Below are 12,808 nucleotides of genomic sequence, written 5' to 3'. Positions count from 1 at the left end.
TGGAAGAAGGGAGAGAAGAAGGTTTTAATAAAAAAAACGTAACCATATCCTGCGATACACATAAGATATGATTACGTTACTCTTTACCGAATAGCTTTGCGGAAGTAGAGGGATTCAAACCCCCGATACACCTATGGGCGTATACCGGATTTCGAGTCCAGCGCATTCGGTCACTCTGCCATACTTCCTTACTAAATGCTGTGCAAAAGTAAGCATTTATGATGTAAACAACAAATTATCAAAGGGTGAATTTCGCTCTAACTGATAATTAATAAAACAATGATGTACGCTCTAATCTAATGTTCAACTCCTATTGTCTATTATAGTTCAACACCCTCTTGCTGTGCTCGCTTACGCTGGTCTAACAGCTGGAAGTCCTTCTTTTGTAGCACGAAGTCTGTACCCAGATACTTCTCCTTAACAATCTTATTGGCAGCTAACTCTTCTGGCGTCCCTTTGAAAAGGATGCGTCCTTCAAACAAGAGATAAGCTCGATCGGTGATATTCAATGTCTCATGCACATTGTGGTCGGTGATAAGAATACCGATATTACGGAACTTCAATCGCCAAACAATATGCTGAATATCCTCAACAGCGATAGGGTCTACACCCGCAAAAGGCTCATCCAGCATGATAAACTTTGGATCAATAGCCAGACAACGAGCAATCTCACAGCGACGACGCTCACCTCCAGAAAGACGGTCACCAAGGTTTTTACGCACCTTCTCGAGGCGGAACTCACGGATAAGACTTTCCATTTTATCAATGCGTTCCTGCTTATTTAACTTCGTCATCTCTAATACACTCATGATGTTGTCTTCGACACTCATCTTGCGAAAGACACTTGCTTCCTGTGGAAGATAGCCTATACCCGCACGCGCACGCTTATAGACAGGATAATTAGTAATCTCTTGGTCGTCAATATAAACATGACCTTCGTTAGGAACAACAAGTCCTGTTGTCATATAGAAAGATGTTGTTTTTCCTGCACCATTCGGTCCGAGCAACCCGACAATCTCTCCTTGTCGTACACTAATACTCACACCATTTGCCACAGTACGCTTTCCGTACCGCTTTACCAACTTGTCCGTATGCAGGATACTCCCCTCTTCTTCTGGACGCACAACTATATTATCTGTCTCTGACATAGCTATTCTTTTCTTTCGAGTTTGCTGTTATCTTGCCTCTCCTTATAGTTTGCAAATGTAGCAAAATATTAATAAAACAACAAACAACAAGGCTATATAGCACCTTGTTGTTTGTGTTTTTTAAGAGACAAAGAGTCACATCCGAGTATTACTTAGTAATGATTAAAAAATAACTTGGTACATTTTCGGAGCCGAGGCATCGGTCTTGAGCAGTGTATTCAATTGATGAAAAACTCCAGAAATGGAACTATATGGTTTCATGGAGAGAGAGAAAAAAATACCAAGTTATTTTTTTATCATTACTTAACTAGTTTCAGAACCTCACCAGACGCTGAACGAACAATATAAACACCATGTTTCAATTCTATATTTGATGGTGTTCTTCCAGTCCAAATAGTCTTTCCATTCACATCAAAAACCATAACCTGTTGTGGTGTGGCTGTCTCTATACGACAACCATCATCGGTCTTTATCACATGTAAAGCAGCATCCGAAGCCGTAACAGAAGTTATACCATTAGGGATGGCTTTGAGTTTTATCATATAAGTCCCAAGTGTATTGCTGCTCTTCTTACCAATACCAGGGAAGCCGGGGTTCGACATCTTGCAATAAACACGCACAACATCATCCTCTGACAAAGACTTATCAAAAGTAAATACACCAAGTATATTGGTCAACTTATTAGCAGGAACAGGCTCATAAGCAGCCGCTTCATTACGTTTATACATCCATGTGAACTCCGTCCGTTCGGCTGCTGTTGAGATACCACGAGCAGACAGAAGGTAAGAAAGGTCTACTGTTAACCCGTTTATTTTATCTTGAGGAACAAGGTAAGCAGTCTGTCCACTGTATCGGAAGTTCTCGATTGGAGAATCCTGAATATAGCGGTCGGGGATTTGGTCAAAGGCTAGTGCATTTCCTCGAACATCAAGCATTTGCAATTTACGAAGCGCCTTCGCTCCATTAATCTCACGAAGAACTTTCTTAGGATTAGCGAATACCAAGGTCTCTAAGTTAAGGTTATTGCTTACATCGAGCTTGCTAATAGAAGCCCCCGTAACACCTAACTGCTTTAGATTCTTTGCGTCTTGATTATTCAACTGGCGCAATGATCCTTGTCCAAGAAGGGTTGGAGATGCCTGCACCGACACAAGGTTATCACTCTTAGGAAGTACTATCTCACCAACACCACTAGCACTCAAGGTCAATACTTCAAGGTTAGGACATAAAGATACATCCACCTTATCGTGCGCAGTAAGGTCTACATAATCAACATTCAAATCACGAAGAGCATTTGACTTCACCTCTACCACACCATTTACTTCACGCCTCTGTACAATGCGCAAAGTCATTAGTTTGTCGGCAGCAATGGTGAAAGTACGCTCGGAAGTAGAAGGAGTTACGAATTGGTACTCTACCTTTGTGAAGGTTCCATCAGTATTTGAAGGAAAAGATTTAACGCCTTCATCTGATCCAAAATCACAGACAACGGGAGCATTAGCAAGCGTACGCACTACAAACGAAACCAAGGTGGTATTAGCCTTCACACTGATTACTACCTTCTCACTAGGAATAGTTTGAGCTCTTGAAATTGTCACACAGCATAAGAATAAAGCTGAAATAAGTAATTGTTTCATCATACACATTTGTTTTAATATAGCGTAAAAGGAACGCTAGTGAGTTATTTAAATAAATAAAGAAAGCAAATAGATGACACTTTGAATATGTGGCAATCATTTTGCAATATTCGTTATTTTATTTGAAATATGCAAACAAAATAGTGCCAAACTGATAGTAAATAAGGAAAATAAATATTGCTCTTATATATATACGAAGCCATTAACACAATGAATAGAGATCATTTATTGTCAGCACACCCCTCCCCTCTTACCATTCATCAGACATTTTATTCATGCACTATAATTCACAAGAACCACACAAGAAAGATTATTAAATAATGTCTTTCCTGCCTATATCTGTGATTATTTGCCTACTTTTGTAGCCACAAAACTAAATAAGAGAATCATGCTTATCATTAAGTGGCTGAATACATTCGGTAATTATCTTATGCTGATGGGGCGCTCATTAAGTCGCCCGGAACGCATGAGAATGTTCTTTAAAAGATATCTTAAAGAGATGTCACAACTAGGTGTCGATTCTATAGGAATCGTGTTGCTCATCTCGTTCTTTATAGGAGCTGTGATTTGTATTCAGATAAAACTCAACGTACAAAGTGCTTGGATGCCTCATTGGGTATCTGGTTATGTAACGCGCGAGATTATGCTCTTGGAGTTCTCAAGTAGTATCATGTGTTTGATATTATCGGGTAAGGTAGGCTCAAATATAGCCTCAGAGCTTGGCACCATGCGTGTGACTCAGCAAATAGATGCCCTTGAGATTATGGGAATCAACTCTGCCAGCTATCTGATATTACCAAAGATTCTTGGTTTGATGACCATCATGCCGTTCCTCGTAATATTCTCTGCTGCAACGGGTATCATCGGAGCGTACGCCACAGCCTACTTCGCACATATCATCACACCAGTAGATCTCACCGCTGGATTGCAGCATGATTTTAATCCGTGGTTTATGTGGATGAGTATAATTAAGGGCTTCTTCTTTGCTTTCATCATCTCAAGCGTATCGTCTTACATGGGCTACACCGTGAAGGGCGGAAGTGTCGAAGTGGGCAAAGCATCCACTGATGCTGTTGTCTGCTCTAGCGTTTTGATTCTCTTTAGCGATGTGTTCCTAACGCAGATGTTGAGTTAGAAAAAGACTTCCCACAGCCCTTCCAAGGAAGGGAGTACCTAACGAAAGCTAGTTAGAAACGGCAGGGAAAACTTTTCATATAGTATCATTAAGAATAAGAAAACTAACAATTCTCCCACATCCCACTCTTAGTATATGGGACTCCCCTCCTTTCGGAGGGGCTGGAGGAGGCTCCTCTACTATGATTGAAGTTAAAGATCTATTCAAGTCATTCGGTGACAAAGAAGTGCTGAAGGACATTAATACTGTCTTTGAAGATGGTAAGACGAATCTCATCATCGGACAAAGTGGTGCGGGAAAGACCGTGCTCATGCGTTCTCTGACGGGACTCATAGAACCCACAAAGGGCGAAGTCTTATATGACGGGCGCAACTTTGTGAATATGACAAAGAAGGAGAAGATTCTCATGAGGCGTGAGATGGGTATGATATTCCAGGGTGCTGCGCTCTTCGACTCGCTCACCGTGCTAGAGAATGTACGCTTCCCTCTCGATATGTTCTCGGATATGTCGGCTACTGAACGCGACAAAAGGGCACTAGAATGTCTAGAGAGAGTGAATCTATCAGGCGCAGAACAGAAGTATCCGGGTGAAATCTCAGGAGGTATGCAGAAGCGTGTTGCCATAGCAAGAGCCATCGTTATGAACCCGAAATACCTCTTCTGTGACGAGCCGAACTCTGGACTCGACCCTAAGACTTCCCTTGTCATTGACGAACTATTGACGAGTATCACTCGAGAGTTTAATATGACGACCATCATCAACACGCATGATATGAACTCCGTGATGGGTATTGGCGAGAATATAGTATTCATTGCAGACGGTAGGAAGGAGTGGCAAGGCGATAAAGATTCTGTCATCTCATCACATAATAAGAAATTGAACGACCTTGTCTTCGCATCGGATCTCTTCAAGAAGGTGAAGAGCATTGAGCTATCCGCAGAGTAAATAGCACTTCATAGGATTATATAGGAGGGGCAGCACCTACCCAAAATCCGCTGGCGGGCATAGCCTTCTAAACGAAGAAATAACATCAATAACCCATCCGAAAGGATAAGCAGGGAAAACGAAATACGCACGTATTGCCTTTCGTTTTCCCTGTTTTTCGTTTGTCTCCTGGCGTATTTTGCACTAGTCTCTAGCCTATTCGCCATCATTCGCTTTTCAAGATAATTCCTAAAATACAATTTATTGAAAATGAACAAGTTACCTTGCTAATATAACTAAACAGGTAACGATTTGGAAACGAGCGAAGTACTTGGCTTTGCTGTTTTCTGCCTAACAAAGAACGCTTGTTATTCTCTGTTTGCAAAGATAATACTTTATTACCGAATAACAAGCGTTTTCAAGGATAAAGAATGTATCCTTACAACGATAAAAAACCTAACTATACTTTTTAAATCTGCTATTGGTCTCTCTTTTTAGAATTTGATTTGTATAAGCTATTTGTTATTACCCCCCTAAAAATGTCTTCATTTAGAAATTCCAAAGTTCTATTAAGTTCTGACACATTATGAGTAGGAAGAATAAGTTTTCCCTCATTATTAATCTGGGCCTTTATACCATATTTCTTTAAGAGTCTTTTTTTTGTACTAAGGGACTTCCCTGTAAAGGTTGAGACATTTGTTGTTGATGATAATACTTTAATTAGCCTTCTGGTCTTAATATTTGCAATATTTTTAATGAGGCCAGCATTAGCTTCTAAGTTTTCATTTTCTCCGAAGGAATCAATTTCTCCATTAGTTGCTTCAGTCACAAAATCAAGTAAAGAAAAAATCTGATTTGCACTTGTATAACTCTGAAAATACAACTTTCCATCTTCATATATAGCATTAACCTTTTCTTCAATTATAAACGCATTTTCTTGCATTTTTGAAAAAGAATTCCCATATTCACGTTTCAATACTGTCTTACGCTTTAATATGTTTCTTTTGTTAAAAACTTGAAAGAGAAATCTCCTTTCTTCATACCAAAAAATACTTTTAGGGATATCTTTCTCTATATCATACTCAGACATATCTGCTTGATTGTCAGGAATTCTGTTGAAGTCGTCAGGCAAAAAGAATTTTACATAAGTAATATTTTCTCCATTTCTCGCCATTATATCTCCACTGAATTCATCTTCTTCCATTTCCGCTGTTTTTAATCTCGCAGCACCGTTGATAAAAATATTTCTAATGTCAGTAACCACATCCTTTTTGAGTGAAATATATTTCACCGTGTTGTCTGACATTAAGGCGTAAAATTGGCTCATATCTATTCTTAATTATTAATGATTAATCCCATATAATCTGTTATATCTATATATGATTTTATATCTTTTTTATTTCTAATACATTTTTTTGAAAGTAGTATATATGTATTCTCTTCTGTATGAACTTCATAATAGCGATAGCCTAATATCGAACAAATTATATTATAGTTACTGTTATTGTAACTAGTTATTGCTATAAGACAGCCTTGTAGTACGATGCAAAAAAATAAAATTATAAAATCTAAATTATCTGCAAAAACAGTGAGCCATGGAATTACTGATGACAGAACTTGTTCCACTCCGCTTTGCGACATATTTGAATAAGAAATAACAGTTATAGTCTTTCCCTCTTCAGAATGCTTACCTTTATTTTTAAGATAGAAAAATACACCTATTATGCAGAACAACATAAATAGTAGGCTGCCATTAATAGCCCACCACTCAAAGCTATTAAGACAAGTCTTGTCTGACCAAATTTTCCTCCATACATCACAATAATTTTCATAATCTTTCACTATGCCAGTTAATGCCAATGAGAAGAATGTTGGTGCAGTTACAGTCATTGTAAAAAATATTTTTGAAATATTCAGTGCCATACATCTATTCTTATTTATTTTATCAAGCAGTTCACATACCTGTAAGTAAGATATGTGAATATCATGTTCCTGTTTTAACAATATAGTTCCCTGAGAGGTTTATAGCTTAATTTGGCTTAATAGTTCCTCAAAATCTTATAAATATTTGTTTTGCTAAAGAATTCTACGTCTTTCATAAGTTAGATTAAAAAGCTATTTCTATCTAACAAAGAACACTTGTTATTCTGTTTGCAAAGATAATACTTTGCTTGCGAATAACAAGCGTTTTTAATGAGATATTCTTCTTTCTGCACTTTTATAATGCGATTTGTGATTGGACTATAATCCTCGTCCCCGCTTCTTCTTTCTGTTGGCTTGATATCTGAGTCTGCGCTGCCACACAGCTTCGGCATAGTCATAGCCCTGTGTGGATGGTGTAATCAAATCGCCTAACCCTTCTACAACTTCATCGGCTGCACTAACAATGGTGTCTGCTACTGCACCAATGGGATTCTGTACTTGTGAGGTATCATTTTCTCGTGAGATAGAGGAACGGCTTGGAGGTACGAGTTGGTAACCTGTATCAGGTTGTTCTTTCTTTTCTATTGGCTCTTGTATCGTTTGGTGTGGTTTCCTTGATTCTTCCTTGTTGGTTGTTTCAAAGTTCTTCTGCAAGGAATGGTAGCCGAACTCCCTGCCGATCTCGGAAGCTTTGAATGTCTGTCCACAGTAGGAGAACTTCAAACCATAGACGTTACCTTGCTTATTCTTCATACGCTCAATAATAATGCCGTTTTTGTTCAATTCATAAAGGAACATGGAATGCCCCGTGACTCCTGTTCCTTTGTACTTGTCAAGCTGAGCATAACAGATTTGTTGCATCTCTTTCTTTGTTTGCTCTCTCGTAGGATTGGTCTTTGCTTTTTGGTGTTGTCTTTCCGCCTTTACTTCCTTCGCAATGGTCAAGCCTTTCTCTCTGCTTATTTCCTCCTCCACTTTTGCTGCCCTATTGCTCACAAAAGTAGTGTCATAGACCTCTCCGTACAGACTGATACGGTTGGCAATGATGTGAATGTGTCTGTTGTCGGTGTCCTTATGTGTTACCGCTACCCATTGGTGGTTGTCAAGTCCCATTCGCTTGGCAAACAGATGGGCTATTCTCATAAGCTCGGATACAGGCAGTCTTTTCTCGTCCTGCGGTGCGATACCTATTTCGATACGGAGGAACTTATTCCTGCACCGTGTGTTGTAATCGCTGACCACTTTCATTTCCTCATAGATAGTCTTTGGCTCCCTGCTGCAAAGGTTGTGGAAGGCAAGCCGACTGCCAAGTTTACCCTCTCTGAAAATATAGTCCAAAGCCGTGCTACCATGCGCTATTGCCTTACATTTACCTATCATCTCTTGTTAGATTTAAGACCTTATATATCTCATCATCCACACGAAAATGGGGGTCGTAAAACCGCTTAAATGCCTCTTTGGCACATAGCGAAAGGTTCTTTGTTATATGTACCCACCTTTCATCCTTTACCTTGATAAGGTTAGAAATCTGCCCATAGAACCGTCCTGTATGCTGAAGTATACAAATGGCTTCCCTCTCATTTTCGGTCATCTTGGGAACGGCTGCCACCTCTCCATTTAGGAGTATCTCACGGCAGTAATCGGAGAACTTACGCCCAGCGCTTTCTGCCTTTGACTTAATACGTTGCTTTTCCTCTGAGGTGCATCTTACCTTGATGAACTCTGTCTTATTCATCTTCTGCTCTTCCTTATTCTGTTGCTGCCATTTAGCAGTCTTTCCTTTGCGTCTGTTCATATAAGTTTCTTTGAAAGTTAATCATTATAGATGATTCATTGTCTCTTAATTCTTGAATGCTGACCGATGAGAACGGAGTGATTACGGTCTTATCTCCCCGATAGTCTGACGAGGGGAGCTGGGCGCAGTTTGTGGGTACAAACTGACGTCTTGCAATGCTACCTAACAGACCGTTTACGCATAAAGCGTTTTGCCGTCCAAAAACGAATGCCGTGCATTCTATGACTAACTGCATTCGTGGCATTCTCACAGAGAACTAAACCGAAGAAGAAAAGGTAGACCCTTTTAGCAAAAAAGGTAGACCTATTTTGAAGAAAGGGTAGACCTTTTTCCAGAAAACCGTCTACCTTTTCTTGCGGCTTACAGTCTTCTCCATTTCTCTATGTCTTCACCATATTCCTCCAGATGCTGACGCACAATGTTCTCAACAAAGCTTGAAAGGTTGCTGCCCCTGTCGCCTAACCTACGCACAATGAAGTCGGCACGCTCCTGTGTCTCCCTACTCAGATAGACTGCCTTACGGTTGTTTAACTTGGTCGGCACAAGATAGGCTTGCTTGTAGGCTTCGAGTGTTTTCTTTCTCATCTTGGCACTGATACGTCTTTGAATAGTTGCACTCTTAGTATTCTGTGTAGGCTCGGAGTGCATGGTATTCTCTGTGTCCTGCTTGTTCGTTGGTCTTTCTCTTTCAGGAACCGCAGTCGCTTCTTGTGAAGTAGATTCGTTCTCTGTTTCATCTTCCACACCCAAGAACCATGAAAGATCTTTGTCGCTCATCATAGTTTCCATTTCTATTTCGTTTTAAGTTTAACTTGTTTTGATTTCTTATTTTGTCCTGTAATTGATATGTGTGTCTGTTTCTGCGCTTTCCGTTTCTGCTGTTCACGGACACGGCTGATATGAAAATCGTTGAGATCTTTGAAGTCTTTGTAATGTATGTTCATGTCCTCAACATGGAAGCCTGCCTTTATGAAATATTGAACAGCCCTCCGTCCTGCTTCATCATTGTCAAGGAAGGCACGGATATGGGTAAGGTGTCGGTCATTCAAATAGCGGATAGTCCTTGCCACGTTGCTCACGGAGTTCATCACAAGGCAGTGGTTGGTAATCTCTTCTTTCATTGAAAGGAAGGAGAGGAAGTCCATGAAGCCTTCAAAGATACATACAGGTTCCGCTCTGTCCGTGAATATCGGAGTAATGTCCTTCGGGGCAATCGTTCCCTTGAACACATTGTCGTCCCGAAGCTCATAGCCGCCAGAGAGATTGGCAAAGCCAATGGCTTGATAGCGCCTGCCCCTTACCTCATAACTGATACATTTGAGGAATGGCATAGCCTTTTCCAAATCAATACAGCGTTCCTTCGTAAGATATTCCTGTAAATGTGGTGGCAAGGTGTCTGATATTTCTATCAGTCTCCTTGCTCCATTTACAGCCATCACAGGCTGGGAATTATTTGGCACGAAGTCATTAAGAAAACTATATGTGCCATTATCGGAAGCGTTCTGCCCCAAACGACGGATGGCTTCCGATAGCGTGCAGCCCTCCATACGCATACAGAGGTCGATGATGCTTCCGCCCCTACCTTCGCCATAATCTATCCAAAGGTTCTTCTCAGTGTCCACCTTAAAACTTGGATGCGTTTCCTCCCTGAGCGGTGAACGGTACATGGCATAGGTAGGTGTTTTGCGGACAGGTTTGATGCCTTTCCTTTCGAGATACTCCACGATGGGGTATCGCTTAATTGCTGATAAATCTTCTTCTTTCATTGCTTTGATACTTTAATGGGTTGAATGATAATTATTTATGTTTATCTGTTTTTATGGTTTTACCGTTTCCAAAGTTTTCCCCCTCCAAACTTTTTCATCTTTCTTCTTACTACATACTATTTTGTGATAAGTGATTGATAATCAGTATCACTTTGTAGTATAAGACAATACTACACATTCTACTACTTTTGGCTACTACAAGTTTGAAGGAGCGGGCATGGCAAGATTTTCCTAATCTTGTAGACATAGATGGGGCTACTACCGTTTCTTCGTTTGCTCACCTTTATGTATCTTGCTTTCTTCAAGGCTTCGCCCATACGCTTGGCAACAAGTGGTTGGTGAGTATAAATACCCAAATAAGTGAGTATCTCCGTAGTGGTCATTAACGAATAGCTTTCATCCTCCGTTGGCTTCTCGAAGCAGCGTAGCAGCAGTTCCATTTCTGCGGTCTGCACTTGGAAATCCTCGCTCTCCCTGTATAGCTCGGAAATCTCTTCCTCATCAAACCAATAGCGGAAACCAGACTTTAACAGGGCTTTGGCTTCAGCATAGACATTGTCCATTGAAATACGCTTGGCTTTCTCTATGTCTATGGATAGAACTTCAAAGGGCAGGAAACGTCTGCTTCCAGTGGGGTCTGTAAGAAAGTCGTTGCCGTTCACCGATGCCACGAAACTTGCCAAGTGGGAATGTTCCTCCACATACTTGTCGTAAGGCATACGGTACTTGACCATCGGGCAGGTGATGAGGTTCTTCAGCTCGTTCTCGTCCCGTTTGTTGAGGGCTTTGAGCTGGTCGTCAATGTTTACGATGAGATTCTGCCCGATATAGGTAAGCGTGTCCTTCTCCTGCGGATATATCTTGCCCGTGTAGCTGTAACCGTGCAGGGCAGGTGGACAGAGCAAATCCAAGAATGTAGTTTTGAACTTGCCCTGCTCGCCCGTCATCACGAGGCAGGTGTGGTTACGGCACTCATGGTCGTCCATTGCGTTGGCAACCACTGCCACGAGCCACTTGGTGAGGTACGGTAGCCATTTGTCGGAGTTGCGCACGACCACACAACTTGCCAAGTGGGGAATGGCTTTCAACGCAAAGGGAGAACTACTGCTTATATCCACCGATGGCAAGTCTTTGAAATACTCCTGCATGGGATTGATACGTGGAGAGAAGCTGCTCTCAATAATTGAATAGAGGTTGTCGGAAGATGTGATAATTCCCACATCGTTGTCAAGTTCCCTGCGGAGCGTGTTGATTTCATAGCGCCCCACCTTTGAGAAGTGAGCATCATTCTTGCTACGATATTCGGTTCTTCCCAATACCGTATTGTATCTGAACTCGTAGTGAGTGGAGAGATAGGCTTCTATCTTCGAGTTCTTGGAAAACTTCCTTCTTGTATGAAGTTCGCTGTTTCCGCCCTCCAATTTGCCTTTATCTGCATTCTTCTTCATTATATGATTGGTTTGGTTTCTGAGAGTGAAGTTATGAAGAGAACAGGAAAGTGCCAAGCATTCGGAGAGTGCTTGCATAATGTTGCGCACATTGGCAATGAATTTCTCACGGATTTCAGGTAGGAAACTGTCGGAAAGCATGGATTTAAGCCCCAAACAAGAGGACAAGTATAGAAATGATGCAAGAAAGGAATGTGTTTATTTGCTCCAATCCGAATAGCATTGCGTCAGATAAAACGGATATGATAAAATGGAGTGTGGAGGCAAAGAAAGAGAGCGACAATCCTTTTGTCTTTTCCTTGTTTTTCCCTGTATTTCCTTGCTGCTCTCTCGTGCTTTGAAGTATGGCAAACACATCATACTTTTGCAGACAGAAACGTGCATTAAGGCGCAATACAAAAAGGAATTACAAACAAAACAACAATAAAATTATGGGATATTTTATCATTACGGATTCAAACTGGGCAAAGCTGAGGAACGAGATACTCAGCCTTGCCGAGACATGCCACAAGGCATTCGGGGAACAAAGCAGGCACACCGATTGGCTGCACAATGGTGATGTGTGCAAGTTGCTTAATATCAGCAAGCGTACCTTGCAGCATTATCGGGATACAGGTGTGTTGCCCTTTGCCCAAGTAGGACATAAGTGCTATTACAAGCATGAGGATGTGGAATGGCTATTACAGACAAAATCGGAGAAATCAAAAACAGACAAATAAAAGAACGAGAAATAAGACAAGGGTATTATGGAATCAGTAAAGGACTTGAACATGGAGGCTGACGACATGCAGGTGGTGCTGTCCGCTATCAGCGGAGTAAGCAAGAGAATTAAGGAAGTAGCACAGACACACAAGCCACTCTTTGGCGGTGAGCACTTCCTCACAGGTAAAGAAGTATGCGAACGGCTGTATGTCAGCCCCCGCACCCTGCAGGACTATCGGGACAGGAGGATTATTCCCTATACACAGTTCGCAGGGAAGATACTCTATAAGGAGTCGGATTTGGAAAGGCTGTTAGAGATGAATTATAAA

Annotated in this window: 13 protein-coding genes and 1 tRNA gene; 4 read left to right on the top strand and 10 right to left on the bottom strand. The window is 41.1% G+C overall.

Features of this window, described 5'->3' with window-relative positions; all coding sequences use genetic code 11:
- Positions 1 to 99 precede the first annotated feature (99 nt).
- The 3 genes from O3603_RS08560 to O3603_RS08550 form a co-directional block, all read right to left on the bottom strand.
- Positions 100 to 188, bottom strand: a tRNA-Ser gene (locus tag O3603_RS08560).
- A 132-nt stretch (positions 189 to 320) separates the two neighbouring features.
- Complete coding sequence (gene lptB, locus O3603_RS08555; protein ID WP_009434464.1) at positions 321 to 1,148, bottom strand: LPS export ABC transporter ATP-binding protein; 828 nt, start codon at positions 1,146 to 1,148, stop codon at positions 321 to 323.
- Positions 1,149 to 1,447: 299 nt separating this feature from the next.
- A complete protein-coding gene (locus tag O3603_RS08550; RefSeq protein WP_371522206.1) occupies positions 1,448 to 2,788 on the bottom strand; it encodes a hypothetical protein in 1,341 nt (446 codons plus the stop codon).
- 385 nt (positions 2,789 to 3,173) lie between these two features.
- On the opposite strand from O3603_RS08550, the gene O3603_RS08545 reads away from it, so the two are divergent.
- Positions 3,174 to 3,920 carry an ABC transporter permease gene (locus O3603_RS08545; protein WP_004381600.1) on the top strand — a complete coding sequence of 249 codons (747 nt, stop codon included), beginning with the start codon at positions 3,174 to 3,176 and terminating at the stop codon, positions 3,918 to 3,920.
- 181 nt (positions 3,921 to 4,101) lie between these two features.
- On the top strand, positions 4,102 to 4,866 hold the full coding sequence (locus O3603_RS08540) for an ABC transporter ATP-binding protein (protein ID WP_371522204.1): 765 nt from the start codon (positions 4,102 to 4,104) through the stop codon (positions 4,864 to 4,866).
- Between the two features lie 457 nt (positions 4,867 to 5,323).
- Here O3603_RS08540 and O3603_RS08535 read toward each other — a convergent pair whose 3' ends face one another.
- The 7 genes from O3603_RS08535 to O3603_RS08505 all read right to left on the bottom strand — a co-directional run bounded on the left by O3603_RS08535 (position 5,324) and on the right by O3603_RS08505 (position 11,855).
- A complete protein-coding gene (locus O3603_RS08535) occupies positions 5,324 to 6,172 on the bottom strand; it encodes a Kiwa anti-phage protein KwaB-like domain-containing protein (RefSeq protein ID WP_371522202.1) in 849 nt (282 codons plus the stop codon).
- A gap of 8 nt (positions 6,173 to 6,180) precedes the next feature.
- A complete protein-coding gene (locus tag O3603_RS08530; protein WP_371522200.1) occupies positions 6,181 to 6,768 on the bottom strand; it encodes a hypothetical protein in 588 nt (195 codons plus the stop codon).
- Between the two features lie 318 nt (positions 6,769 to 7,086).
- The gene (locus tag O3603_RS08525; protein WP_371522198.1) at positions 7,087 to 8,148 is read right to left on the bottom strand and encodes a relaxase/mobilization nuclease domain-containing protein; all 1,062 of its coding nucleotides are present in this window, start codon (positions 8,146 to 8,148) and stop codon (positions 7,087 to 7,089) included.
- On the bottom strand, positions 8,138 to 8,563 hold the full coding sequence (locus O3603_RS08520; RefSeq protein WP_371522196.1) for a hypothetical protein: 426 nt from the start codon (positions 8,561 to 8,563) through the stop codon (positions 8,138 to 8,140). Before O3603_RS08520 ends, O3603_RS08525 begins: the two co-directional genes overlap by 11 nt.
- A gap of 360 nt (positions 8,564 to 8,923) precedes the next feature.
- On the bottom strand, positions 8,924 to 9,343 hold the full coding sequence (locus tag O3603_RS08515) for a DUF3408 domain-containing protein (protein ID WP_371522249.1): 420 nt from the start codon (positions 9,341 to 9,343) through the stop codon (positions 8,924 to 8,926).
- Positions 9,344 to 9,354: 11 nt separating this feature from the next.
- A complete protein-coding gene (locus O3603_RS08510) occupies positions 9,355 to 10,329 on the bottom strand; it encodes a toprim domain-containing protein (RefSeq protein WP_371522194.1) in 975 nt (324 codons plus the stop codon).
- A gap of 182 nt (positions 10,330 to 10,511) precedes the next feature.
- Positions 10,512 to 11,855 carry a VapE domain-containing protein gene (locus O3603_RS08505; RefSeq protein ID WP_371522247.1) on the bottom strand — a complete coding sequence of 448 codons (1,344 nt, stop codon included), beginning with the start codon at positions 11,853 to 11,855 and terminating at the stop codon, positions 10,512 to 10,514.
- A gap of 353 nt (positions 11,856 to 12,208) precedes the next feature.
- On the opposite strand from O3603_RS08505, the gene O3603_RS08500 reads away from it, so the two are divergent.
- On the top strand, positions 12,209 to 12,496 hold the full coding sequence (locus O3603_RS08500; protein WP_371522192.1) for a helix-turn-helix domain-containing protein: 288 nt from the start codon (positions 12,209 to 12,211) through the stop codon (positions 12,494 to 12,496).
- Positions 12,497 to 12,523: 27 nt separating this feature from the next.
- Positions 12,524 to 12,808 (top strand): helix-turn-helix domain-containing protein (locus O3603_RS08495; RefSeq protein ID WP_371522190.1); only part of this gene is annotated, 285 nt, incomplete at its 3' end.

The sequence above is a fragment of the Prevotella sp. 20925_1_30 genome, from assembly GCF_041433025.1.
Lineage (GTDB): Bacteria > Bacteroidota > Bacteroidia > Bacteroidales > Bacteroidaceae > Prevotella > Prevotella vespertina.
The sequence above is the reverse complement of the archived record's forward strand: the minus strand, read 5'-3'. Positions and strand labels throughout refer to the sequence as shown.